20 protein-coding genes and 1 pseudogene are annotated in these 23,657 nt (G+C 70.5%); 15 read left to right on the top strand and 6 right to left on the bottom strand.

Annotation, left to right across the window (positions count from 1 at the left end):
- Positions 1-188 precede the first annotated feature (188 nt).
- Genes IC605_RS21630 through IC605_RS21615 form a run of 4 tightly spaced genes read left to right on the top strand, consistent with a single transcriptional unit; the run spans position 189 to position 4,040 of the window.
- Positions 189-1,733: an ABC transporter permease gene (locus IC605_RS21630; protein WP_216328850.1), complete on the top strand. Its 1,545-nt coding sequence runs from the start codon at positions 189-191 to the stop codon at positions 1,731-1,733.
- Complete coding sequence (locus tag IC605_RS21625; protein WP_216328849.1) at positions 1,730-2,449, top strand: hypothetical protein; 720 nt, start codon at positions 1,730-1,732, stop codon at positions 2,447-2,449. Before IC605_RS21630 ends, IC605_RS21625 begins: the two co-directional genes overlap by 4 nt.
- Positions 2,446-3,417, top strand: coding sequence for an ABC transporter ATP-binding protein (locus tag IC605_RS21620; protein WP_216328847.1), 972 nt, complete (start codon positions 2,446-2,448; stop codon positions 3,415-3,417). The genes IC605_RS21625 and IC605_RS21620 overlap by 4 nt, the downstream gene beginning before the upstream one ends.
- Positions 3,414-4,040, top strand: a complete 627-nt coding sequence (locus IC605_RS21615) for a thiamine diphosphokinase (RefSeq protein ID WP_216328845.1) — start codon at positions 3,414-3,416, stop codon at positions 4,038-4,040. The genes IC605_RS21620 and IC605_RS21615 overlap by 4 nt, the downstream gene beginning before the upstream one ends.
- 55 nt (positions 4,041-4,095) lie before the next feature.
- Here IC605_RS21615 and IC605_RS21610 read toward each other — a convergent pair whose 3' ends face one another.
- Positions 4,096-5,490 (bottom strand): alpha/beta hydrolase family protein, encoded by a 1,395-nt coding sequence (locus IC605_RS21610; protein ID WP_216328842.1) that lies wholly within the window; start codon positions 5,488-5,490, stop codon positions 4,096-4,098.
- Positions 5,491-5,930: 440 nt separating this feature from the next.
- Between IC605_RS21610 and IC605_RS21605 the strand changes: the two genes are divergently transcribed.
- From IC605_RS21605 to IC605_RS21590, 4 genes are all read left to right on the top strand, one after another.
- Positions 5,931-6,635 (top strand): hypothetical protein, encoded by a 705-nt coding sequence (locus tag IC605_RS21605; RefSeq protein WP_216328840.1) that lies wholly within the window; start codon positions 5,931-5,933, stop codon positions 6,633-6,635.
- A 162-nt stretch (positions 6,636-6,797) separates the two neighbouring features.
- The gene (gene hemL / locus IC605_RS21600; RefSeq protein ID WP_216328838.1) at positions 6,798-8,141 is read left to right on the top strand and encodes a glutamate-1-semialdehyde 2,1-aminomutase; all 1,344 of its coding nucleotides are present in this window, start codon (positions 6,798-6,800) and stop codon (positions 8,139-8,141) included.
- Positions 8,138-8,566, top strand: a complete 429-nt coding sequence (locus tag IC605_RS21595) for a CoA-binding protein (RefSeq protein ID WP_216328836.1) — start codon at positions 8,138-8,140, stop codon at positions 8,564-8,566. Before hemL ends, IC605_RS21595 begins: the two co-directional genes overlap by 4 nt.
- 40 nt (positions 8,567-8,606) lie before the next feature.
- Positions 8,607-9,689: an NAD(P)/FAD-dependent oxidoreductase gene (locus IC605_RS21590; RefSeq protein ID WP_216328834.1), complete on the top strand. Its 1,083-nt coding sequence runs from the start codon at positions 8,607-8,609 to the stop codon at positions 9,687-9,689.
- A 131-nt stretch (positions 9,690-9,820) separates the two neighbouring features.
- On the opposite strand, the gene IC605_RS21585 is transcribed toward IC605_RS21590, so the two are convergent.
- Positions 9,821-11,017, bottom strand: a complete 1,197-nt coding sequence (locus tag IC605_RS21585; RefSeq protein WP_216328832.1) for a molybdopterin molybdotransferase MoeA — start codon at positions 11,015-11,017, stop codon at positions 9,821-9,823.
- A gap of 149 nt (positions 11,018-11,166) precedes the next feature.
- On the opposite strand from IC605_RS21585, the gene IC605_RS21580 reads away from it, so the two are divergent.
- On the top strand, positions 11,167-11,646 hold the full coding sequence (locus IC605_RS21580) for an FKBP-type peptidyl-prolyl cis-trans isomerase (RefSeq protein ID WP_216328830.1): 480 nt from the start codon (positions 11,167-11,169) through the stop codon (positions 11,644-11,646).
- Positions 11,647-11,826: 180 nt separating this feature from the next.
- On the opposite strand, the gene IC605_RS21575 is transcribed toward IC605_RS21580, so the two are convergent.
- The 3 genes from IC605_RS21575 to IC605_RS21565 form a co-directional block, all read right to left on the bottom strand.
- On the bottom strand, positions 11,827-12,618 hold the full coding sequence (locus IC605_RS21575; protein ID WP_216328828.1) for an FAD binding domain-containing protein: 792 nt from the start codon (positions 12,616-12,618) through the stop codon (positions 11,827-11,829).
- A 76-nt stretch (positions 12,619-12,694) separates the two neighbouring features.
- On the bottom strand, positions 12,695-15,088 hold the full coding sequence (locus IC605_RS21570) for a xanthine dehydrogenase family protein molybdopterin-binding subunit (protein ID WP_216328826.1): 2,394 nt from the start codon (positions 15,086-15,088) through the stop codon (positions 12,695-12,697).
- Positions 15,089-15,166: 78 nt separating this feature from the next.
- Positions 15,167-15,667, bottom strand: coding sequence for a (2Fe-2S)-binding protein (locus IC605_RS21565; protein WP_216328824.1), 501 nt, complete (start codon positions 15,665-15,667; stop codon positions 15,167-15,169).
- 350 nt (positions 15,668-16,017) lie between these two features.
- On the opposite strand from IC605_RS21565, the gene IC605_RS21560 reads away from it, so the two are divergent.
- The 4 genes from IC605_RS21560 to IC605_RS21545 all read left to right on the top strand — a co-directional run bounded on the left by IC605_RS21560 (position 16,018) and on the right by IC605_RS21545 (position 21,459).
- Positions 16,018-17,157, top strand: coding sequence for an NAD(P)/FAD-dependent oxidoreductase (locus tag IC605_RS21560; protein ID WP_216328822.1), 1,140 nt, complete (start codon positions 16,018-16,020; stop codon positions 17,155-17,157).
- A 113-nt stretch (positions 17,158-17,270) separates the two neighbouring features.
- A complete protein-coding gene (locus IC605_RS21555) occupies positions 17,271-17,792 on the top strand; it encodes a DUF4388 domain-containing protein (RefSeq protein WP_216328820.1) in 522 nt (173 codons plus the stop codon).
- 375 nt (positions 17,793-18,167) lie between these two features.
- Complete coding sequence (locus IC605_RS25285; RefSeq protein ID WP_216328818.1) at positions 18,168-18,692, top strand: NUDIX hydrolase; 525 nt, start codon at positions 18,168-18,170, stop codon at positions 18,690-18,692.
- The gene (locus IC605_RS21545; protein WP_216328816.1) at positions 18,685-21,459 is read left to right on the top strand and encodes a valine--tRNA ligase; all 2,775 of its coding nucleotides are present in this window, start codon (positions 18,685-18,687) and stop codon (positions 21,457-21,459) included. Before IC605_RS25285 ends, IC605_RS21545 begins: the two co-directional genes overlap by 8 nt.
- A 53-nt stretch (positions 21,460-21,512) precedes the next feature.
- On the opposite strand, the gene IC605_RS21540 is transcribed toward IC605_RS21545, so the two are convergent.
- On the bottom strand, positions 21,513-21,869 hold the full coding sequence (locus tag IC605_RS21540; protein ID WP_216328814.1) for a hypothetical protein: 357 nt from the start codon (positions 21,867-21,869) through the stop codon (positions 21,513-21,515).
- 72 nt (positions 21,870-21,941) lie between these two features.
- On the opposite strand from IC605_RS21540, the pseudogene IC605_RS25620 reads away from it, so the two are divergent.
- Both IC605_RS25620 and IC605_RS21535 read left to right on the top strand, forming a co-directional pair.
- Positions 21,942-22,043 (top strand): annotated as a pseudogene (locus tag IC605_RS25620) (AAA family ATPase); the annotation flags it as partial.
- A gap of 202 nt (positions 22,044-22,245) precedes the next feature.
- Positions 22,246-23,646, top strand: coding sequence for a S1C family serine protease (locus IC605_RS21535; RefSeq protein ID WP_246581152.1), 1,401 nt, complete (start codon positions 22,246-22,248; stop codon positions 23,644-23,646).
- The last annotated feature ends 11 nt before the right edge of the window (positions 23,647-23,657 follow it).

Raw genomic sequence — 23,657 nt, 5'->3', positions numbered from 1 at the left:
TTGCGTTCAGAAGAACCCGACCACCCACGCCGTCCGTGTGTCCTTGCCCAGCGCAGCGCCGCTCCCCCTGCCCCCTCTGGGGGGAGGGGGTTGGGGGGTGGGGGTAAGCCGTCGCAAGTCACCCTGCCCCCCTCCACCCTCAACCCTACGTCCAACCCCCGCCCGTCGCCCCGCCCCAGGACCCCACCATGACCTCCCGCCCCCTCGGCTGGCTCCTCGCCCTCCCCCCCCTCCTCTTCCTCCTCTTCTTCCTGGCCCTCCCCCTGACCCGCACCCTCGCCGAGGGCGGCGTCAACCTCGCCATCTGGCGCGACCCCTACTTCACGGCCCGCCTCGCCTGGACCCTCGGGCAGGCCACCGCCTCCGCCCTGATCGCCCTCGCGGTCGGCGCCCCCCTCGCCTCCCTCCTCTCCCGCTACGCCCTCCCCGGCAAGGCCCTCCTCCTGCGCCTGCTGCTGCTGCCCTTCGTGACCCCGACCCTGGTGGCGGTGCTGGGCCTCAGCGCCCTCCTCGGCCCGAACGGCTGGCTGACGGCACCGCTCGGCCTGGACCTGGAGGAGACGCCGATCCTCCTGATCCTGGGCAACCTCTTCTTCAACCTGCCGGTGATGATCCGCCTCGCCTACGGGGGCTTTTCCCGCGTGCCACCCACGCTGACGGGCGCGGCACGGACGCTCGGGGCCTCGGGCGTGCGGGCGGCGCTGACGGTGGCGCTGCCCCTCGCCCTGCCGGGGCTGGCGGCGGGCTTCATCCTGGTGTTCCTGTACTCGGCGCTGAGCTTCGGGCTGCCGCTGGCGCTCGGCGGCGAACGGTACGCGACGCTGGAGGTGGAGATCTACACCCTGACGGCCTACCAACTGCGTCTGGGTGAGGCGAGCGCCCTGATCGCCGGACAACTCGTGCTGACGCTGGCGGCGACGTGGGCCTACGTGCGCCTGTCACGCGGCGGGGTGGGGGTGCCCGCCTCCGGCCTGCCGCCCGCCCGGGGAGGGGCCGCCGTGGGGCTGTGGACGCTCGTGGCCCTGGTGATCCTCCTGTGCTTCGGGCCGCTCGTGGCGGTGGTGGCGCGGGGCGTGATCGGCTCGAACGGTCTCACCCTGAGTTACTGGCGCGGCGCCCTGAGCGATCCGGACACGCCGCTCCTCGTCTGGAACACCCTGCGCTTCGGGGTGCTGGCGCTGGTGGGGGCCACGCTGCTCGGCGCCCTGCAAGCCCTCGGCGCATGGCAGGCCCGCTCCCGCACGCTCGACCTGCTCTCGCTGCTGCCGCTGATGGTCTCGCCCGTCAGCCTGGCGGTGGGCTATCTGCTCGCGTACCCGGCCCGCTCGGCGACGCTGCCCATGCTCATCGCGGCGTATACCCTGCTCGGTTTTCCCCTCGTCACCCGCAGCGTGCTGCCCGCCCTGCGTGCCCTGCCGCCACGCACCCTGGAGGCCGCCCGCACGCTCGGCGCGGGGAGGTGGACGGCGCACCGCACGGTCACGCTGCCCCTGACCCTCCCGGCGCTGCGGGGGGGCGCGGCCCTCGCCCTCGCCACCGTCTTCGGCGAGTTCGGCGCGACGCTCGTGCTCACCCGGCCCGAGTGGGCGACCCTCAGCGTCGGCCTCTACGAGCGGCTGGGCCGCCCCGGCGAGCGCAACCTGGGGGAGGCGTGCGCCCTCGCCACCGTCCTTCTCCTGCTGGCCGCGCTGAGCTTCACCCTCCTCGACGGCGGGGAGGGGGAGGTGACGTGAAACAATCGGCTGTGCCCGACACATTGACGGAGCGGCTGAGCATGTTCGTGGAGCAGGAACAGATTCGCCCCGATCCCAACTTCGCCCTGCATCAGAGCGGCGTTCATTCGGTGGTGAACTGCGTGTTCAGCGCTCAGGCGAAATTCGAGAGCGTCGTCCTTCCCGTGTTGGCGCGGCTGGACGAGCGGCTGGTGGATACTCCGGAACTGACATTCCGTCAGTTCGTGGACGACGTGGACTCCCTGGGGCACGAACGTTACGCGGCGGAAGTCCTGAACAACCGACAGAGGCTGTCACGACGATTGAAAGTGGAGGTCTGTTACGACGTGGCGAGCTTCTTTGTGGAGCGGGGTTATGAGACCCAGGGCGATTTCCAACTCCCAGCCAATCCGGATACCGACATGGCGAAGGCTAAACAGGCCAAGCTGGAACAGCTCATCCTTGTTGACCTCGTGACCGAGATACGCGGAATCGGCTCCGTCCTGGCGCAGTACCTCATGTGGCTGCTGGGCGACGAACGGCACGTCAAACCCGACACGGTGCTGACGCGACTGCTCTCGCGTGTGGGCGAACATCCCCTCCGCCTCGGCCACCCGGACGATATGGCCCTGATTCGCCAGTCGATCTCCGCCGTGGCGGTAGACATCGGCACCACGCCCGCCCGCTTGGACAATGCCCTGTGGCGGTATGAAAGCACCGGAGGCAGGACGCGTTGACCGCCCTCGCCCTCCACCACCTCTCCAAATACTACGGGCAAACCATTGCTGTGGACGACGTGTCCCTCACCGTTGGCGTGGGCGAGACGGTCGCCCTGCTGGGTCCCAGCGGCTGCGGCAAGAGTACCGCCCTGCGCTGCGTGGCGGGGCTGGAGCGCCCGGACGCGGGCCGGGTGGAGGTCGGCGGGCGGGACGTGACGAATCTGCCCCCGGAGGCGCGGCACGTCGGGCTCGTCTTTCAGGACTACGCGCTCTTTCCCCACCTGCGGGTCCTCGGCAACGTCGCCTACGGCCCCCGGATGCGCGGCGCGGGCAGGAGCGAGGCCGAGGGGCGAGCGCGGGAGGCCCTTGCCCTGGTCGGGCTGGGAGACTTGGCCGGGCGGCGGTTCACCGAACTCTCGGGCGGGCAGGCGCAGCGGGTGGCGCTGGCGCGGGCGGTGGCGACGGGCTCTCCCCTCCTGCTCCTCGACGAGCCCCTCAGCAACCTCGACGAGCAGTTGCGCGCCCGGCTGAGGGCAGACCTGCGCGACCTGTTCCGGCGCCTGCGGGCGGGCGTCCTCCTCGTCACCCACGACCAGCGGGAGGCGCTGGCGGTGGCGGACCGGGTGGCGGTCATGCGGGCGGGAAAGCTGGTGCAGGTGGGCCCCTCGGCCGAGGTCTTCGCCCGGCCCGCGACCGCGTGGGTGGCCGCCTTCCTGGGGCACGCGAACGTCATTCCCTGCGGGGACGGCACCGCCCGCCTCATCCCGGAAGGCGCCGTGCGGCTGGGCGAGGGCGACCTCCTCCCCCTCACCGCGCGGCAGACCACGGACATGGGGGCCGAGGTCACGGTCCTGCATCCCCTCGGGCCGCTCACCCTGCACCTCAGCGCGCGGGAGGCGGGCGGGGTGGAGGGGGGCCGCCTGCGGCTGCGGGTGGACGAGGCCCGGGTGCTCACCCTTCCCGACGACCGCGAGGTCCCCGCGTGATCGCCTGGATTCTGGTCGGCGGGCGCCTCGTGACCACGGACGCGCTGACGGCCCTGCCCCGCCCCGACCTCGTGATCGCGGCCGACGGCGGCGCCCGGCACGCCCTCGCTCTGGGCCTCGCCGTGGACGCCTGGGTGGGCGACTTCGACTCCTCGGCGGGCCTGAGCCTGGACGCCCCGCGCGAGGTCCACCCCGCCGCCAAGGACGAGACGGACGCCGAACTCGCCGTGCGGGTGGCGCGGGAACGGGGGGCCACCGACCTCGTGTTCCTGGGGGCCTTCGGCGGGCGCTTCGACCACACGGCGGCCCTGGTGCTGGGCGGAGTGCGCCTCGCGCGGGAGGGGCTGCGGGTCACGCTCCACAGCGGCGACGAGAGCGGCCACCCCCTCCTCCCCGGCGCGGACGTGCGCCTGAGCCTGCCCCCCGGCGCAACGCTGAGCGTCCTCGCCCTGAGCGACCTGCGCGGGCTGAGCCTGGGCGGCGTGCGCTGGCCGCTGAGCGAAGCCGACGTTCCCCTCGGCAGCGGGTGGACGGTCAGCAACGAGGCGGCGGGCGGCGAGGTGCGGGCGAGTCTGGAGGGAGGGCTGGCTCTCGTCACGGTGCTGTGGACCGGGGCCAGATAAGGGCGGAGGGGCCGGAACCGCTCGCCCCTCCGTTCTCTCGATTGCCCGCTGTAGCTCAGGGAGTCGCGGGGCAGGCCTCGACCCCCGCGCGCACCCCGCGCGTGAAGCGGCAGCCGTAGGCCGGGTCGGCGACGACGGCGGGGGTGAGCACGTCGTCCCCGGCGGGCTTCTGCCCGGTCTGCTCCCACCGCACGAGGTCGTTGAACGCCTCGACGATCTCCGGGCCGGTGAAGTCGCAGTGTCCGGGGGCGCGGATGGCCCGCTGGACGAGGCGGTCGCCGTTGCCGCTCGCCTGCGCCGCGAGGCGGTAGAGCTGCTCATGCCGGAAGGGCACATAGAAGTCGCCCAGCGTGTGCAGGGTGAGCACGGGCACGCTGAATTCGCCGTTCACGCGCGGCAGCCAGCGCAGACCGCCCGGGCGGGCCCGGTTGGCCTCCGGGTCAGCCTTCACCCGCAGGATGGAGGCGTTGAAGGCGACCTCGGCGGGGGTGATGTCGCCCGTCGTCCAGCGGTAGGTCACGCCCTCGTTGCCGTAGAGGTTCTTGTTCAGGATGCCGCTCAACGTGCCGTCCGAGCCCCCGGTGCCGAAGACGGCGTTTTGCAGGCTGCCCACCCGGAAGCCCAAGTTGAAGACGGGACGGTCCCCGCCCGTGAGGTTGCGGGCGATCTCGCGCAGCTTGGCCCCCTGCACCGCGTTCTCCTGCCAGAGCGTGCCCGAGGTGCTGTCGAACAGCGCCGCCTTGATGTCGGGCAGCAGCGTCTGGTAGTCACTCTGCGGGAAGGTGCGGGGCCCGAAGCCCGCGAGCTGCGCGGCGGCGAGGGTGTAGTCGCCGAGCCAGCGGAACTCGTACTCCTCGTCCATCACGCCGCACATGGGCAGGGCGGCGGCATAGTTCACCCTGTTGCGCGCGGTGGCGAGCGTTTCCTGCTCCACGGCGGCCCCGGCGACGTGCCCGCCCATCGAGAAGCCCATGATCAGGTACTTGTCCGGCGTCTTGTACTTGCCGCCCGTGAGGCTGCCGAAGGCCAGCGCCAGCGCGTTCGTGTCCTCCACCCCGGCCCGCACGTCGTAGTAGTTGGCCGAGTAGCTGCTCGCCGCCCAGGCGTACCCCTGCGCAATCAGGGCCTGCCGGATGGAGGGCGGATCGACCGTCAGCTCCTTGCCGGTGCCCCGGTAGCCGTGGGTGTACATCACCAGCGTGCCGTTCCAGTTGTCGGGCACCTCGATCAGGTAGCTCGCCGGTCCCTGGATTCCCGCGTGCTGCCCCCTGTAGAGCGTGGCCCCCGCGACGGGGACGGTGGTGGCCTCGACCGGCGTGAAGGTGCGCTCGTCGTGCGCGCGGGTCTCGGCGACCGGGGTGGTCTGGCCGCAGGCGGCGAGCGCGAGCCCGCAGGCGAGGGCGGCCAGCAGGCGGGACGTACGGATCAGGGGGGTGGGGTGGGCGGACATGGGACCTCCAGGGGGTGAGGACACGGGCGTCCACGGGTGGGGGTGGACGGGAGGGAACAGCGGGGCGCCACGGGGCCACACCGTCACAGGCTGAGAAAGGAATGAGCGCCCGTATTTAAGAGCGCCCACCCGGCGCCTGTCAACCGAAGCCCCAGGGCGACCGCAAAATCCGGATGTTGGAAGGAGGGGCCTCGGCTTACCCCGCTGCAAGCAATCGGCTTGGCTGACAGTTCCCCCGAGAGGGGAGCCGGGAACGCTGGGGAGAACCTCTCTGTTGTCACCTCCCCCTGAGGGGATTTGAAAAGCCGCGAAGCAGAGGTGGCCGGAGGGATCGAGCAGGCGGGACACACCTTGCGACCACGCGGCAGTCCTCACCGAGCCCCGCCCGAAACGCGCCTCCGGCCGGGAACCGGGCTCATGCGGGGCCCGTATCCTGGGGCATGAGACGAAGTGGGCCGGGATGCGGATGCTTGGGCTGTGGGGGCGGCACGCTCCTCGTGCTCGCGGTGCTGGGGGCGCTGGCGTGGTTTCTGGTGATCCAGCCCGTGCGGGGCTTCCTCGCCTCGTGGCAGCTCCCCACCACGGCGCAGACGCAGACCCAGACGCCGCAGGGGGACGGCACGGGGGTTCAGGTGCCCAGCCTGCCGGGGAACGGCGACGGCACCACCACGCCGGGCACGGCGCCTGTCCCGCCGGTGAACACGAACGCCCCCGTGACGGCCACCGACATCGGGCGCTTTCTGCGGGTGCGTCAGGACGTGAGCACGGCCCTGGGCGGCAGCTTCACGAATCTCCAGAACGTCTGGACAGACATCCAGAACGGGCAGACGCCGAACATCCTCACCATCGTGAACGTGCTCAGGGACGTGGGGAACAGCATCGGCCGCGCCCGTCAGGCCCAGGCGACCGCCCTGGCCCGCGAGGGCCTGAGTCCCGAGCGATACGCCACCGTCCGCACCACCGTGAACCGCGCCCTGGGCGTGCCCAACATCGACTTCGCCCGCGCCGCCGAGGCCATCCAGGCGGGCCGTCTCCCCGACCTGAACACGACCGTGCAGACCGCCACCCCGCAGGAACGCGCCGTGGTCGAGCCCTACCGCCAGCAACTGACGCAGACGGCGGCGCTGGGGCTCCTGGGGCTGTAGGAGGCGGTCAGCCGTCGGAGGGGGCGGGCCGGGAAGGGCCGCCCTCCGCGTCGGATCGCCGGACCTGGGCCCTCCAAAATTAACGAATTCCCGCTCTCACCGCCCCTTCAACTGTCTTTTCCCTCTCCTCCGCCCTCGTCAGCTTGCCGTAAGGTGACTGGCATGACGACCGAGACCCTTCCTTCAGTGGCGGCCCGCAGCGAGGCGCTCTTCGCGCGGGCGCGGGCGGTGACGCCGGGCGGCGTGAACAGCCCGGTGCGCGCCTTCCGCTCCGTGGGCGGCACCCCGCGCTTCATCCGCGAGGCGCACGGGGCCTCCCTGACCGACGTGGACGGCACCCGGTACGTCGACTACATCGGCTCGTGGGGACCGATGATCCTGGGCCACGATCACCCGGCGGTGCGGGAGGCGATCCTGGAGGCCCTTGCTGGCGGCACGAGCTTCGGCGCCCCCGGCGAGCGCGAGGTGCTGCTGGCGGAGGCGGTCACCCGCCTTACCGGGGCCGAGCGCGTCCGCTTCGTGAACAGCGGCACCGAGGCGACGATGAGCGCCCTGCGGCTGGCGCGCGGCTTCACCGGCCGCAAGTACATCGTCAAGTTCCGGGGCAATTACCACGGCCACGCCGACGGCCTGCTGGTGGAGGCGGGCAGCGGCCTAATGACGAACGCCGAGGGCGGGCTCGGCCAGGCCGCTCCCAGCAGCGCGGGCGTGCCCGAGGAGTACGCCCGGTTGACCCTGGTGAGCGAGTACAACGACCCGGCGGCGCTGAACACCCTGATGCGGGAACGCGGGCACGAGATCGCCGCCGTGATCTTCGAGCCGGTGGTGGGCAACGCGGGCGTCCTGATTCCGACGCCGGAGTTCCTGACGGCCCTGCACCGTGTCCGCGACGCCGGGGCCCTCCTGGTCGCCGACGAGGTGATGACGGGCTTCCGCCTTTCGCTGAACGGGGCAACCGGGATGCTGAGCCTCTCCCCCGACCTCACCTGCTGGGGCAAGGTGATCGGCGGTGGGCTGCCGGTGGGCGCCTACGGCGGGCGGGCGGACGTGATGGACCGCGTGAGCCCCCAGGGGCCCGTCTATCAGGCGGGGACGCTGAGCGGCAATCCGCTGGCGATGGCGGCGGGCCTCGCCACGTTGGGAGTGCTGGAGGCAGACCCGGGGGTATATGACCGGCTGGAGACGTACACCTCGCGGCTCGCGGAGGGGCTGAAGTCTGCCGCCGCCGAGGCGGGCGTACCACTGAGCGTGAACCACATCGGCTCGATGCTGACGGCCTTTCACCAGGACGCGCCGGACGGGTCGGTGAGGACGTACACGGACGCGGCGCGCAGCGACACGGCGGCCTTCGCCCGCTGGTTCCAGGCGATGCTGGCGCGCGGGGTGTACTGGGCGCCTTCGCAGTTCGAGAGCATCTTCGTCGGGGCGGCCCACACCGCGGCGGAGCTGGACCTCACGCTGGAGGCGGCGCGCGCGGCCTACGCGGGGCTGGGGGAGAGGGCATGACGCAGCTTCAGAGCATCCCGGACGTGATCCGCGTCCTCACCGAGAACAGGGTCGTGGCCGTCGTGGGCTTCCACCGCGACCCCATGAAGCCCGCCTATTACGTCCCCGAGTACCTCCACCGCCAGGGCTACACGATCATCCCCGTCAACCCGGCCCTCGCGGGGCGCGGCGAGAGCTTTTTCGGCCACCGGGCGGTCGCCACCCTCGCCGAGATCACCACGCCCGTGGACGTGGTGGAAGTCTTTCGCCGCAGCGACAAGGTGCACGAACATCTTCCGGATATTCTGGGCATGTCTCCCCCGCCCCGCGTGGTGTGGATGCAACAGGGCATCCGCGACGACCGGACGGCGCAGGCCCTCACGGGGCGCGGCATCGACGTGATTCAGGACCGCTGCATGTTGGCGGATCACCGGGCGCTGTTGTGAGGGCCATCAGCGGTCAGCTTTCAGCCGTCAGCCGGGACCCATGAGCCCCGACCTCCTCATCGTCGGGGCGGGGCTCGCGGGGTTGGCGCTGGCGGGGGACGCCGTGCGGGCGGGGATGGATGTGCAGGTGCTCGACAAGTCGCGCGGGGTGAGCGGACGGGCCTCGACGCGGCGGGTCGCGCTGGACGACGGGCGGGAGGCGCGGCTCGACCACGGGGCGCGGTTTTTCACCGCCCGGCAGGAGCGCACCCGCGCGCTGGCGGAGGAGGGCGTGCAAGGCGGCTGGCTGCGGGTGTGGACGCGCTCGGTGAGCGAGTGGCGGGACGGGACCGTGACCACCCCGCCCCCCGAACATCCCCGCTACGTGCCGCCCGCCGGGATGAGTGCGCTGGGACGGCACCTCGCGCGCGGCCTGTCCGTCACGACGGGCGCCGAGGTGACGAGCCTCGAACGTCGGGCGGGCGGTTGGCGGGTCCACACCCGCGACGGGGCGAGCTGGGAGGCGCCGCGTCTCGTCCTCAACCTCCCCGGCCCGCAGGTCGCCCCGCTTCTCGACGATCTGGTCGGCGACGTTCCGGGGCTCGCCGAGGCCGCGCGGGAGGTCGGGCGCGTCCGGTACGACCCCTACTGGGCGACGGGCGCCGTGCTGGAGCGGGATGTGGAGGCCGGGTGGCTCGCCCTGCGGCTCTTCGGCCACCCCGTCCTCGAATGGATCGCGCGTGAACACACCAAGCGGGAGCCGGGGCACCCGCCCGCCCTGATGCTGCACGCCACGCCGGACTGGACGCGGGCGCACCTCGAACGCCGCCCGGAGGAGGTGCGGCCCGAACTGCTGGAAGCGGCGCGCGACGTGCTGGGCGATTTCACGCCCCTCCACGCCTTCGCCCACCGCTGGCGCCACGCCACGCCCACCGAGCGCGCGCCCGGTCCCGCCCACTGGGACCCGGCCCTGCGCATCGGCTGGTGTGGCGACGGGCACACCCCCGACCCCCACGGCCCGAGGGTGGAGGCCGCGCTCCTCAGCGGCTGGGCGCTGGCACGGCGGGTGCTGGGACAGGGGGAGGACGAACGGGAACGCGCGTCCCTTCCTCCACGTACCCCCGAGCAGGAACCCAACCTCTGACGGGAAGGACGGCCTTCGCCTCGGTCCCGGCCTCGCAGTCGGCGGTGCCACGGCCAATCCCGTGACCGGGTTCGGCGTCGGGCTCGCCTTGGCGGTGGCCCTGCGCCGCCGACCGACTTCCGGCCAGACCCTTACAGCAGCACCACGTCCACGTCGTCCCCTGCCTCCACCCGCACCCTCTCGGGCACGACGACGAGGGCGCCCGTGTCGCTCAGTGACCGCAGGACACCGCTGCCCTGCTTGGGGTAGTCGTGCACCTGCCCGCCCTGGATCGTCGCGCGCCAGAAGGCCGTCTTGTCGGGCAGGGTGCGAAAGGGGGTGCCCGCCCGCAGCCGGAGGGTCTGCACGGGCTGCCCGGTCAGCGCGGGCCGCACGATGACGTGGAAGACGACCAGACTGCTCACCGGGTTGCCCGGCAGTCCGAAGACGGGAAGGCCGTTCCAACCCCCCAGGAGGGCCGGGCCACCCGGGCGCATCCGCACCTTCCAAAAGGCCACCCGCCCGTGCTCGATCAGGAGGTCGCGCATGAAGTCGTACCGCCCCATGCTGACCCCGCCGCTCGTGAGGAGCACGTCCGCCCCCCCCGCCCGCGTGATGCTGCCCTGAAGGGCTTCCGGGCTGTCGGGCGCGTGGCCGAGCGGCACGACCTCGCAGCCGCATTCCTCCAGCATGGCGTGCAGGCCGTAGCGGTTGCTGTCGTACACCTGCCCGGGAGACAGCGGCTCGCCGGGCTCGATCACCTCGTCCCCGGTGGAGAGCAGCGCCACCCGCAGGCGGCGGCGGACGGGCACCCGGGCATGGCCGAGCGCGGCGGCGAGCGCCACCCGTGGGGGCGTCAGCACGGCGCCCGCCTCCAGCACCGTCTCGCCTGACCGGAAGTCCCCCCCCTCGGGCCGCACGTCGCCGGGACTGGCGGGCCGGGCGAGGAGAACGTGCTCGTCGCCGTCATCCGTCAGTTGCTCGACGGGGCAGATCGCGTCGGCGCCCGCCGGAAGCGGAGCGCCCGTATAGATGCGGACGCATTCCCCGGAGCCGACCGCCCCCGCGAAGGGGACTCCGGCTCGGCTCTCCCCGACCACCCGCAGCCGGACGGGCGAAGCGGGGGCAGCACCCAGCGTGTCCGCCTCCCGGGCGGCGATGCCGTCGAGGGCACTCTCGGTCGCGCTGGGGTGGCTGACGAGGGCGCACAGGGGCGCGGCGAGCGTGCGGCCCCGGGCCCCGGCGAGCGGCACGTCCTCACGTCCGGGCTCGGGGAGGAGGGCGGCGAGCATCTCCCGCGCCCCCTGCACGCTGACGAACATGGGGAAGTCGGGGCGGTGGGGGGTCATGGGAGCAGGATAGGCCGGGGACGGCCGCCCCCTACCCCCTCCCCACTATTTCGATTCCGTTAAGGCCGATTCTCCGGGAGAGGCCGGGAGGTTACACTCCGGGGGCAAGTCGGCCAGCCTGCGCCGTCCTTCGAGAAACGGAGATCAACATGAACATCACGCAAGACAAGGTTGTCGAACTCGACTACGTGCTCAAGGTAGACGGCGAGGTCGTGGACCAGAGCGAAGCCGGCGAGCCCCTGACCTACCTGCACGGCCACAGCAACATCATCCCCGGCCTGGAGCGGGCGCTGGAGGGCAAGAAGGCCGGAGACAGCCTGCACGTCACCGTCCAGCCGGAAGACGGCTACGGCGAGCGCGACGAGGACAACGTGGAGGACCTCGACCGTGCCGACTTCGACGACGAGGTGGAGGTGGGCGCCACCTACTACGCCCAGGCCGAGGACGGCAGCGTCCTTCCCTTCACGGTGGTCGGTGTCGAGGGCGACACCGTGCAGGTGGACTTCAACCCGCCCCTCGCCGGAATGGTGCTGAACTTCGACGTGACCGTCAAGAACGTCCGCGACGCCACGGGCGAGGAACTGGAGCACGGGCACGCCCACACGGCGGGGATGCACGAGCACGAGTGAGGAGTGAGTGGTTAGGCGTTAGTGGTTAGTGGGAAAAGAGGAAGGTGGGCTCTCCCGGTTGGGGCGGCCCACCTTCCTCTTTTTGCTCCCTCTCCCCTTGCGGGTGACTCGTGGAGCTGCGTAGCAGAGGGTTGGGGAGAGGGGTGGCGAGCAACGCTCGCCCAGCGTCCCTCCTGCCGCCTAAACCCGCGCCGCCGCCCGTGCTGCCAGCACGTCCACCAGATGTGCCCGGTACTCGGGGCTGGCGAAGCGGTCGCCGAGGAGGCCGGATGCATCCACGAGCCCCGTGCCGACGGGCTGGCCGCCGTTCAGCCGCTCCTCCAGGACCGTCAGACGCTGGGCCTTCTCCCCCGCCCCGGTGTACGCGGCCCGAACCTGACCGTCCGCGTGCCGGGCCAGGGCGACGCCCACGATGGCGTAGTGGCTCGCCGGGTGCTTGAACTTCTCGTAGGCGCTCGCCTGGACGCTCCCGGGAATGCGGATGTGCGTCAGCAGTTCGCCGGGCTGCACCGAACTCTCGAACATCCCCACGAACATCTCGTCGGCGGGCACCACACGCTCACCGCCCATCCCCCGGATCACGAACTCCACCCCCAGGGCGAGGGCCGCCGCAGGGTAGTCCGCGCTGGGATCGGCGTGCGCCAAGGAGCCGCCGATGGTGCCCCGGTTGCGGACCATCGGGTCGCCGACGTACCCGGCCACCTCGGGGAAGAGCGGAAGCTGTGAGCGCTGAATCTGCGCGTGCGTGGTCATCGCGCCTACCACGTACATGTCCCCCTCCTCGCGGACGCCGCGCAGCTCCTCGATCCCGAACACGTCGAGCACCGCGGGCGGCTGGGCGAGCCGCAGCTTCATCGCGGGCAGAAGCGAGTGCCCCCCCGCCATCACCTTGAGGTCGGGGTTGGCCGCCATCGCGGCGAGCGCCTCGTCGACGCTGTGGGCCTTCTGGTAGTCGAAGTTGGTTGGGTACATGTTTTCCCTCCGGGAGGGTTGTGGGATGTGGGAAGGGCTCTTTCCTACAACCCACATCCCACACCCCACAACCTCCTCAGTCGTCCGCCGCCTGCCCCATCCCCGCCGTGCGCGCCGCCTGAATAGCCCGCCACACCTTCTCGCTCGTGTAGGGCATGTCGAGGTGCTTGATGCCGCACTCGTGCCACAGGGCGTCCATCACCGCGTTCGCCACGGCGGCGGTGCTGGCAATCGTGCCCGCCTCGCCGATGCCCTTCACGCCCAGGGGGTTGTGGGGGCTGGGAGTCACGGTGTGGTCGATCTTGAAGGCAGGAAGGTCGTCGGCGCGCGGCACGGCGTACTCCATGAAGGTCCCAGCCAGGAAGTTGCCCTCCTCGTCGTAGGCGGCGTCCTCCCAGAGAGCCTGCCCAGCGCCCTGCGCGATGCCGCCGTGGACCTGCCCTTCCGCGATCAGGGGGTTAATCAGCGGCCCGCAGTCGTCCACGCAGCCGTAGCCGCGCAGGTCCACCTTGCCGGTGTCCGTGTCGATCTCGACGACCGCGACGTGGGTGCCGAAGGGGTACACGAAGTTCTTGGGGTCGTAGAAGGCGGTCGCCTCCAGCCCCGGCTCCATGCCTTCCGGCAGGTTGTGGGCGAGGTGGGCCATCAGGGCGATGTCGAAGAAGGTCTTGCTCCTGTCCGGCGCCCCCTTGATGCGGAAGACGCCGCCTTCATGTTCCACGTCCTCCTCGGACGCTTCGAGGAGGTGCGCGGCGATCTTGCGCGCCTTGGCGGTGACCTTTTGCAGGGCCATCTTCAGGGCGCTGCCGCCCACCGCCGCGCTGCGGGAGCCGTAGGTGCCCCACCCGTAGGGCATCCGGCCCGTGTCGCCGTGGATCAGTTCGATGTCGTCGATGGGGATTTGCAGCTCGTCGGCGGCGATCTGCGGAAAGGCCGTCTCGTGCCCCTGCCCGTGGCTGTGCGAGCCGGTGTACAGCTCGACCTTGCCGGTGGGATGCACCCGCACCAGGCTGCTCTCCCACTGCCCCGCCTGTGCCCCGAGCTGGCCGACGAGCGCCGACGGGGCCAGGCCGCACGCCTCCAGGTAAGAGATCACGCCCACACCCAGAATCTTGTTCGTGCCCTTCATCCGATCCTGCTCGGCGCGGAGGTCCTGATAGTTCATCATGTCCAGCGCCATGTCGAGCGCGGGCTCGTAGTTGCCGCTGTCGTACACGAGGGCGACCGGCGTCTGGTACGGGAACTCGTCGGGCTGGATGAAGTTCATCCGCCGGAACTCGGCGGGGTCCATTCCCAGCTCGTGCGCCATCACGTCCACGGTGCGCTCGATCAGGTAGGTCGCTTCGGGACGACCGGCGCCACGGTAGGCGTCCACCGGCACGGTGTTCGTCACCACGCCCGTCACCTTCGCGTGAACGGCGGGGAACTTGTACACCCCGTTGAGCAGCGTCCCGTACAGGTAGGTGGGCACCGCGGGCGCGAAGAGGGTCAGGTACGCACCCAGGTTGGCGACCGTGTTCACCCGCAGGCCGAGCATCTTGCCGTTCTCGTCCACGGCGAGTTCGGCCTCGGACTCGTGGTCGCGGCCCTGCATGTCGCTGACGAAGGACTCGCTGCGGCGGGCGGCCCACTTCACCGGGCGACCGAGCTTCTGCGCGGCCATCAGGACGATGACCTCTTCCTGATACTGGAAGATCTTGGAGCCGAAGCCGCCGCCCACGTCGGGGCTGATCACGCGGAGCTTGTGTTCAGGAATCCCCATCACGAAGGCCGCCAGGATCAGGCGGTGGATGTGCGGGTTCTGTGAGGTCGTGTGCAGCGTGTACTCGCCGCTGGCGGGCGCGAACTGGGCCAGCGAGGCGCGCGGCTCGATGGCGTTGGGCACGAGGCGGTGGTTGCGCAACTTGACCTTGACCGTCTTGTGCGCCCGGTTGAACGCCTCGTTGAGCGCGGTCTCGTCGCCGATCTCCCAGCGGAAGGCCACGTTGCCCGGCACGTCGTCGTGGACCTGCGGGGCGCCTTCCTCCAGCGCGGCACTGCCCAGCGACACGGCGGGCAGCGCCTCGTACTCCACGTCGAGCAGGGCGGCGGCGTCCTCGGCCTGCACCCGCGTCTCGGCGACCACCACCGCCACGATGTCGCCGACGTGGTTGACCTCACCCTGGGCGATGGCGTGGTGGCCCGGCACCTTGAGTTCGGGCAGCAGCCACCCCACCGGGATGCTCCCGATTCCGGCGGCCTTCACGTCGTCGCCCGTGTAGACGGCGACCACGCCCGGCATTCCCTCCACGCCCGACTTGTCGATGTTGCCGATGCGGGCGTGCGCGTAGGGGCTGCGGACCATCGCGGCGTGCAGCATCCCGTGCACCACGAAGTCGTCGGTGTACTGCCCGGCCCCCGTGATGAAGCGCGGGTCCTCCTTGCGCTTGAGGGCCTGGCCCATGTACTTTTCCGGCCTGGATTCAGTCATATGTGTGCCTCCCTTCATTGGAGGTCGAGGAGTCGAGACAACGAAGGTCGCCCAACTTCTCGACCCCTCGACTGCCGTTCAATCGTCCGCCGCCTGCTCCTGCCGCTGCCCCTGGGCCGCACTCATCGCCCCGGCGGCGTGCTGGACCGCCTTGACGATGTTGTGGTAGCCGGTGCAGCGACAGTAGTTGCCTTCGAGGTGATAACGGATCTCTTCCTCGCTGGGGCTGGGGTTGTGCCTCAGCAGTTCGGCGGAGGCCATGATCATGCCGGGGGTGCAAAAGCCGCACTGGAGGCCGTGTTCCGCCCAGAAGCCCGCCTGGAGGGGGTGCAGGTCGGCGGCCGTGCCGATTCCCTCGATGGTGGTCACGTCCAGGCCGTCCGCCTGCACGGCGAGGACGGTGCAGCTCTTGATGGCGTCGCCGCCGAGGTGCACGGTGCAGGCCCCGCACTGGGAGGTGTCGCAGCCCACGTGGGTGCCGGTGAGGGCGAGTTCGTCGCGCAGGAAGTGGACGAGGAGCATCCGGGGCTCCACGTCGCGGGTGTAGGGCTTGCCGTTCACGTTGACGGTCACGTTCATGGGTGGCCTCCGGGGGGCGGGCAGGCGGCGCGGCGGCGAGGCGTCTGCGGCAGGGTGGACCTCGGGAAACGGCCGGCAGAGGGGCGAATGGGCCAGGACCCGTGCGCCGTGGGCGAGCGGGCGGGGCGGACTTGTGTGTACCCCTGCATTCAAGCATGAACCGGGGCCCCACGGTGTGGCCCCGCGTGCGGTTGTTCCCCAGACATCCTCCCCGGATATGAAGGTCGTCTTACAGGTCCGTTGCGCGCGGCGTGTACACTGGAGCCGGACCGGAGGACGCCTCCGGCCGGTTCCTTGGGGTGAGTTCTGCCTTGGAGCCGACTCGTGAATTCATTCACAGGAGTGATCGCATGAAGACCCTGATCCTCGGCGCCGGTTACGCGGGCCTTGCGGCGGCCACCAAAATGAAGCCCCTGCCCGACCTGGAAGCGCTTCTCGTCGAGCAAAACGCCTATCACACCTTCGAGACCCGGCTGCACGAGGCCGCCGCGCACAACACGCCGGTGACCCTGCCGCTCGCTCCGCTGCTGAGGGGCACGGGTGTGCACCTGGAGCAGGCGCAGGTCGAGGGCGTCGATGTGGACGAGAAGGAAGTCACCCTCAAGGACGGGCGGGTCCTGACCTACGACACGCTGGTGGTGGGGCTGGGCTCGGTGACGAACTTCTACCGCATCCCGGGCCTGGCCGAGAACGCCGCCGAACTCAAGCAGCTCACCGACGCGGACGAGATCTACAGCTTCGTCAACCGGGCCTTTGCCAGCGACTACCAGGGCAACCGCGACATCGTGGTGGGCGGCGCGGGCCTGACGGGCGTGGAACTCGTGACCGAACTCGCCCAGCGGGCGGAGGTGCTCAGCCGTGAGCGCGGCCTTCCCCCCTTCCAGATCTACCTCGTGGAGGCCGGGCCCAAGATTTTGCCGATCCTCGACGAGGCCCTGCGCCAGAAGGCGGAGAACACGCTGCGCGAGTACGGCATCCAGATTCTGGTGGGCCACCGCATCATGAGCGCGACCCCCGACAGCGTGACCGTGCAGACGCAAGACGGCGAGCAGAACGTACTCCAGGCGGGCAAGATCATCTGGACGGGCGGCATCCAGGCGCGCGACATCGTGAAGGGCGAGCGGCTGGAAAAGGGCCCCGGCGGGCGCATCGCCGTGGACGAGTACCTGCGCGCCAAGCACTACCCCGACGTGTTCATCATCGGCGACATGGGCCTGGCGCTCAACCAGGAGGGCAAGCCGGTGCCCACCACGGCCCAGCACGCGGGACAGCAGGGCCGCCTGACCGGCAAGAACCTGATGCGGCTGGCGCGCGGCGAGGAGCCCGAGGCCTACGAGCCCACCACCCTGGGCGAGTTCGTAAGCTTAGGCGGCCTGATGGCGGTCGGCTGGATGAAGCTGCCCTGGAACCAGAAGCTCGCCATCACCGGCGGCCTCGCCCACGTGATGAAGCGGGCCTCCGAGTGGCGCTGGCGGGCCAGCATCGACTGAGCCTGGCGCCGAGCGGGAGCCCCGGACCAGCGGCGAGCGTGCCGCGCCCGGGGCTCCCTCCATTGGGCGGGGGCAGACAACCCCCCACCCCCTGGGCTTAAACTGGCCTTCATATGGTTCGCGGTGACCTCGCGGTATTTCCGTTCCTCTCCGTCGTGCAGATGCTGCTCTCCAGCGGGCGGGGCGGGCGGCTGAGCATCGCGCACGCGCGGGGGGGCGAGCTGTGGTTCGAGCCCGGCGAACTCGTCCACGCGCGTGCGGGGGCGCTGGCCGGACAGGACGCCCTCCAACTGCTGAGCAGCCTCGACGCGGGCACCTTCACCTTCGAGCCCGGGGGCACGGCACCCGAGCACACGCTCTCCTTGCGCCGCGACCCGGCCCTGCGCCAGATGATCGGGGAGTCGGACGCCTGGGGGCCCCTGCTGCGGGTCTTTCCCGACTGGGAGCGGCCCCTGCGCTTCACGCCGCGCTGGACGGAGGCCCAGCCCGTCACCCGGGCGCAATACGCCGCGCTGAGCCACGTCTCGGAGGGCCTGCCCCTGCGCGCCGTGCTGGAGCGGGCCGGAGGTTCTCCCCGGGCCACGCTGGAGACCCTGCGTCCCTTCCTCACGGCGGGCCTGATCGAGCTGGGGTGAGGACGGCCCGCCTCCCCGGACGATGCGCCATGTGACGCATCCCTTCCCCGTTCGTCGTCCGTATACTGTGCGCAGCAGTGACCGGGAGGAGTACCCGGAGGGTGCGCCCACAGGGAGGTTCCGCCGCGACTGAGAGCGGGGCCGGGAGGGCCGCCGGGGAAAGTCGCCCGCGAGCTAGGGGGAAGAAGCCGCCCGTTCGGGTGGTGTGTAGACCCCTCCGGGAGCGCCCGTCAACGCGCGTCAGGAGTGCCGCGCCCGCAAACGGGCCGGAACGGCGGTGGTACCGCGGGATCAGAGCAGCAGCCTCGTCTCGTCCGCATTCGGAGCGAAAGTTCCGGCGGACGAGGCGTTTTCGTTTTCCCAGGAGGACAACCGGTGACCCAGCCCCTGCCCCCCCTGATCGGCTCCCCGCTTCCCGCCGAGGAGGCCCGTGCCCTGGCCCGGCATGACGGACTGCGTGAGCGCGTCCTCGCCTACGTCACGCGCGGGACAGGTGCACTGCTGGTCTTCGAACACACCCCCGAAGACCCGGATGCGGGTGTCCAGGTTCCGGCGGGCGGGCTGGAGCCGGGCGAGACTCCCGAACAGGCCGCCCTGCGCGAGACGTGGGAGGAGACGGGCTTGAGCCTGAGCGGCCCGGTTCACCTGGGCTCCTTTCCGTGGTCGAAGGGGAAGCTTGCGGAGGTCTGGCACTTTTTCCACCTGTCGGTCCCGACCACCACCCCGGACGCCTGGGCGCACAGGGTCACACACGGCGAGGACGACGCCGGGCTCACCTTCCTCTGCCGCTTCGCCCCTTTCCACGCCTGCGGCCTGACTCCCGGCGACGGCTATGATGCCGCCCTTCCCAATCTGACCCGGCACCCTCACCTCTTCCCGATGGAGCTTTCCCATGACTGACACGACCTTCGACCCCACCGAGGCGGGCTCCGGCGCCCTCGCCAAGGCCTTCGACCCCGCCGCCATCGAGCCCGCGTGGGCCGCGCGCTGGAGAAGCGAGCCCTTCCGCGCGGACGCGAGCAGCGGCAAGCCGCCCTTCACCATCGTGATTCCGCCGCCCAACGTGACGGGCAACCTGCACCTGGGGCACGCGCTCGACAACACCCTGATCGACACGCTGATCCGCTTCAAACGGATGCAGGGCTTTGAGGCGCTGTATCTGCCGGGCATGGACCACGCGGGCATCAGCACACAGGTGGTCGTGGAAAGGCAATTGAAGAACGAGGGCCTGAGCCGCTTCGACCTGGGGCGCGAGGGCTTCGTGAGCCGCGTCTGGGAGTGGAAGGCACAGTCCGGCGGCATGATCCTCGACCAGCTCACCCGCCTGGGCGTGAGCGTGGACTGGACGCGCGAGAAGTTCACGATGGACGAGGAGTTGAGCAAGGCCGTGCGTGCCCAGTTCGTGCGGCTGTACCACGAGGGGCTGGCCTACCGCGGCGAGCGCATCGTGAACTGGGACCCGGCCTCGCAGACGACCCTCTCCGAGCTGGAAATCGACCGGGAGGTGCGCAAGGGCAAGATGTCCACCCTGAGCTACCGGCTGGAGGACGCCGCCCTCCCCGCCAGCAACGGCGAAAGCGGCGAAATCCGCATCGCCACCGTGCGCCCGGAGACGATCTTCGCGGACCAGGCCATCGCCGTGCATCCCGAGGACGAGCGGTTCCGGCCCCTGATCGGCCAGCGGGCGCGCATCCCTCTCACCGACCGCTTTATCCCCATCATCGCGGATGAGGCGGTGGAGCGGGAGTTCGGCGTGGGCGCCCTGAAGATCACCCCCGCCCACGACCCCACCGACTTCGAGATCGGGGAGCGGCATGGGCTCACGCGGCCCAGCGTGATCGACCTCGACGGCCACCTGACTTCAGACCTCGTGCCCGAACAGTTCAGAGGGATGGAGCGGTTCACAGCCCGCAAGGCTGTGGTGGCGGCGCTGGCCGAGTCGGGCGACCTGATCGAGGAGAAGGACCACGACACCGCCATCGGCCTGAGCGAGCGGACGAAGGTGCCGGTGGAGCCCATCGTGTCCACGCAGTGGTTCGTGACCATGAAGCCGATGGCCGAGCGGGTGCTCGCCGGGCTGGACGCGGGCGAGATTCGCCTTACCCCCGAGCGTTACACCAAGGTCAACCGCGACTGGCTGGAGAACATCCGCGACTGGAATATCAGCCGCCAGCTCTGGTGGGGCCACCAGATTCCCGCGTGGTACGACGACGAGGGCAACGTGTACGTGCCCGACCCGGAAAACCCCGACCTCGACTGCGATCAAGACCCCCGGTACGCCCACCTCAACCTGCGGCGCGACCCGGACGTGTTCGACACCTGGTTTTCCTCCAACCTCTGGCCCTTCTCGACGCTGGGCTGGCCGGACACCGACTGCGAGGACTTCCGCAAGTTCTACCCGACCCAGGTGCTCGTGACCGGGTACGACATCCTGTTCTTCTGGGTGGCGCGGATGGAGATGGCGGGGTATCACTTCACCGGCCAGGCGCCCTTCTCGACGGTGATGCTCCACGGCCTGTACCTCGACGCCAAGGGCCAGAAGATGTCCAAGAGCAAGGGGAACGGCCTCGATCCCCTCGAACTCTTCGACACCTACGGGGTGGACGCCTGCCGCTTCGCCTTCACCAGCCTGTCGACGGGCGGGCAGGACATCCGGCACGACCCCCGCCGCTTCGAGCAGGGACGCAACTTCGCCAACAAGCTCTGGAACGCGGCCCGCTTCGCCCGGCTGCGGCTGGCGGAGGGGGCACCGAACCTCACAGGGGACGACGCCCTCACCCGTTACGTGCGGAGTGCGGTGGAGGCGCCGGACGCGCACGGCAGCGATCCCCTGCGGAGTCGGGACGCCCTCGCCGCGCTTCGCACCCGGCCCGACCTCACCCTCGCCGACCGCTGGATCATCAGCCGCCTGAACGCCGTGACGGCGGAGGTGACGGCCCTCCTTGACGAGTACGACATCGGGGCCGCCATCCGCGCCCTGTACGCTTTTACCTGGGACGAGTTCTGCGACTGGTACATCGAGGCGGCCAAGCCCGCGCTGGCGGAGGGGCATCTCGGCACGCTGGGCACCCTCAAGGCGGTGCTGGAGCACATCCTCAAGCTGCTGCACCCCTTCATGCCCTTCATCACGTCCGAGCTGTACGTGGCGCTGGGACACCGCCGCCAGATCGCGCTCCACTCCTGGCCGCAGCCCGACGAGACCCTGCACGACGCGGAGGCCACCCGCGCCTTCGGCGCCCTGCGCGCCGCCGTGAGCGCCGCCCGCAGCCTCAAGAACGAACTCGGCCTTTCTCCGCAAGACCGCCTGAACGTGGCGGTGGAGGGAGACCTCGCCCCTCTCGTGCATGAGAACGCGCGGGTGGTGGAGGGCATCGCCCGGGTGACGCTGGTGCCGGAGCTTTCGGGCCGCACCCTCAGCGCCGTGGAGGCGGGCGTGACGGTGCGCGCGCCGCTGGAGGGCACGGTGGACGTGCAGGACTGGCTCGCCAAGCAGCGCAAACGCCTCGCCGAGTTCGACAAGCAGATCAAGCAGGCGCAGGGCAAGCTGGGGAACGAGGGCTTCGTGGCCCGCGCCCCCGCCGAGGTGATTGAGGAGGAGCGGCGCCGCGTGGCCGACTTCGGGGCGCAAAAGGAGAGGCTGGAGCAGGTGCTGGCGCAGTTCGCATAGGCCATCCTTCGTGTGCGTGGGCCCCTCTTCCCAAGCAGGAATATGGGGCCCGCTTAGTTCTCCCAGTGCCTTTCGCCCCACAGGGCTTCAGACTCCTGGACGTACAGAGGACGCAGTTCTGTGACCAGCTTTGACGGTGTGAGGATGAAGTAGAACCAGGGCAATCCAGCGACATCCAAAACTGGCTCATAAGGCTCATAAAAGTCCACTGTGCTGTCCGAAAACCAGCGATGACAACGGCCCAGTTCCCAACCACAGCCGCTCTCTTCAACGGATTGCGAGGCACCCAAAGCCTCCTCGCGGCTGCCGTGAATTCCTCTCGTCGTCAGCCAGCCCCTTTCTTCCCAGTTGAAGCAAAACTCACGTGGGCAGATATTCGGATTGGGTTTGCTCTTTGGGTCGTATTGCAAGTCTAAAGTAACGTACCACCTCTCCACCCTCTTCACCTCGCGGGAGCAATCGCACTCCTCTACTTGGAAACCGTGCCTCCCACCTTCCACCTCCTCGTCGGTCTGCCCGGCTCCGGCAAGACCACGCTGATGCGGCGGCTGGAGGCGGAACACGCCGCCTTGTGCCTCAGCCTCGACGAGTGGAGAGGCCCCTCTTCGGCGTGGTCGATGTGGACGGCAAGCGGGCTGAGCCGGACGAGTGGACCCGCTAGTCTGAGCTGCCGAGCAAGGAGGAGCGGGTGGGCGCCGAACCGCAGGGATAGACCCATCTCCCTTTCCGAGCCCTTGCTCAAGGTGCCCTGTCACGTGCCACATCCGGCAGGGGGAATAATTGGTCATGACCGCATCCGAAGGCCACCGGGAACCCCCTGCCCTGCGCCCACCGCGACGGGCGTTGTCCACGGCGCCGCTGCTCGTGCTGCTCGGCCTGATGCTGGGCAGTTGCGACAACAAGACCGGCAACGCCGACACCTCCAGTTCCGCCCAGGAGGGCGCGAGCGCCCCGGCCCAGGGCACGCCGCAGAGCCAGAGCACCGCCCCAGCGGTCACGGCCCCGAGCGAGCCCCGGGCCACGGCTCCGGCGCAGACAGCTCCGGCCCAGGCGGCGCAGGCCCCGGCCGCGTCGGGAGCGGCCACCCCCACCGCCTCCACGGAGCGGATCGACCGGCTGAACTACGAGGAGAACACCATCGAGGTGGTCGAGCAGCGCCAGGACGGGGTGGTGTTCGTCACCCGCTTCGACGCGCCGCAGACGGACCTGCTCTCCAACCCCTTCGGCGGCCAGGCGCCCACCCCGGGCCCGAGCGCGGGCGGGGGCATCGAGCCGACGGGCTCGGGCTCGGGCTTTTTTATCGACGAGCAGGGCTACATCATCACCAACAACCATGTCGTCAGCGGGGCGAGCCGGGTCACCGTGCGCCTGCACGAGAGCCAGCGCGAGTACCCCGCCCGCGTGATCGCCACCGCCCCCGACTACGACCTCGCCCTGCTTCAGGCCCAGAACGTCCCCCAAAACGCCTACGACCCGATGGTCCTGGGCAACAGCGACCAGGTACGGGTCGGCCAGAAGGCCATCGCGATGGGCGCTCCCTTCGGGCTGGAGTTCACCGTCACCCAGGGCATCGTCTCGGCGAAGAACCGGGTGGTGCCCATCGGCGTGAACGACATCCCGCAAAACACCATCCAGACCGACGCGGCGATCAACCCCGGCAACTCGGGCGGGCCGCTGGTGAGCAGCCGGGGCGAGGTGATCGGGGTGAACACCCAGATTCTCTCGCCCGCCGGGGCGGCGACCGGGGTGGGGCAGAGCGCGGGGGTGGGCTTCGCGGTGCCCATCAACGTCGCCAAGGCGATCTTGCCCCGGCTGCGCGCCGGGCGCGAGGTGGGGGCGCCGCGCATCGGGATCGTGGGCTTCCCGCTCCAGGCGCTCAGCCCGCAGGCGCGGCAGGGACTCGACCTTCCCGACAACGGCGTGCTCGTGCAGGAGGTGACCCCGGGCAGCCCGGCGGCCCAGGCGGGGCTGCGGGGCGGCAGCCGCGAGGTGGCGGTGCCGGGCGGCAGCCTGCGGGTGGGCGGGGACATCATCACCCGGATCGGGGACCAGGAGGTCTCCACCGTGCAGGACCTGCAAAGTGCCCTGATCGTCCGCCAGCCCGGCGACAAGGTGACGCTCGCCGTGCGGCGCGGCGGCCAGACCCGCCAGCAGACCCTGACCCTGGCCGAGCCCGGCAAGCCCTGAGGCCGGCGGGG

It is taken from the genome of Deinococcus aestuarii (genome assembly GCF_018863415.1).
Classification (GTDB): Bacteria; Deinococcota; Deinococci; order Deinococcales; family Deinococcaceae; genus Deinococcus; species Deinococcus aestuarii.
The sequence above is the reverse complement of the archived record's forward strand: the minus strand, read 5'-3'. Positions and strand labels throughout refer to the sequence as shown.

What these genes read in the sequence shown, in the direction of transcription:
- IC605_RS21630 (WP_216328850.1), top strand. Translation starts at nt 189, where the DNA reads ATGACCTCCCGCCCCCTCGGCTGGCTCCTCGCCCTCCCCCCCCTCCTC.
- IC605_RS21610 (WP_216328842.1), bottom strand. Translation starts at nt 5,490, where the DNA reads ATGTCCGCCCACCCCACCCCCCTGATCCGTACGTCCCGCCTGCTGGCC.
- IC605_RS21605 (WP_216328840.1), top strand. Translation starts at nt 5,931, where the DNA reads ATGAGACGAAGTGGGCCGGGATGCGGATGCTTGGGCTGTGGGGGCGGC.
- hemL (WP_216328838.1), top strand. Translation starts at nt 6,798, where the DNA reads ATGACGACCGAGACCCTTCCTTCAGTGGCGGCCCGCAGCGAGGCGCTC.
- IC605_RS21595 (WP_216328836.1), top strand. Translation starts at nt 8,138, where the DNA reads ATGACGCAGCTTCAGAGCATCCCGGACGTGATCCGCGTCCTCACCGAG.
- IC605_RS21590 (WP_216328834.1), top strand. Translation starts at nt 8,607, where the DNA reads ATGAGCCCCGACCTCCTCATCGTCGGGGCGGGGCTCGCGGGGTTGGCG.
- IC605_RS21585 (WP_216328832.1), bottom strand. Translation starts at nt 11,017, where the DNA reads ATGACCCCCCACCGCCCCGACTTCCCCATGTTCGTCAGCGTGCAGGGG.
- IC605_RS21580 (WP_216328830.1), top strand. Translation starts at nt 11,167, where the DNA reads ATGAACATCACGCAAGACAAGGTTGTCGAACTCGACTACGTGCTCAAG.
- IC605_RS21575 (WP_216328828.1), bottom strand. Translation starts at nt 12,618, where the DNA reads ATGTACCCAACCAACTTCGACTACCAGAAGGCCCACAGCGTCGACGAG.
- IC605_RS21570 (WP_216328826.1), bottom strand. Translation starts at nt 15,088, where the DNA reads ATGACTGAATCCAGGCCGGAAAAGTACATGGGCCAGGCCCTCAAGCGC.
- IC605_RS21565 (WP_216328824.1), bottom strand. Translation starts at nt 15,667, where the DNA reads ATGAACGTGACCGTCAACGTGAACGGCAAGCCCTACACCCGCGACGTG.
- IC605_RS21560 (WP_216328822.1), top strand. Translation starts at nt 16,018, where the DNA reads ATGAAGACCCTGATCCTCGGCGCCGGTTACGCGGGCCTTGCGGCGGCC.
- IC605_RS21555 (WP_216328820.1), top strand. Translation starts at nt 17,271, where the DNA reads ATGGTTCGCGGTGACCTCGCGGTATTTCCGTTCCTCTCCGTCGTGCAG.
- IC605_RS21545 (WP_216328816.1), top strand. Translation starts at nt 18,685, where the DNA reads ATGACTGACACGACCTTCGACCCCACCGAGGCGGGCTCCGGCGCCCTC.
- IC605_RS21535 (WP_246581152.1), top strand. Translation starts at nt 22,246, where the DNA reads ATGACCGCATCCGAAGGCCACCGGGAACCCCCTGCCCTGCGCCCACCG.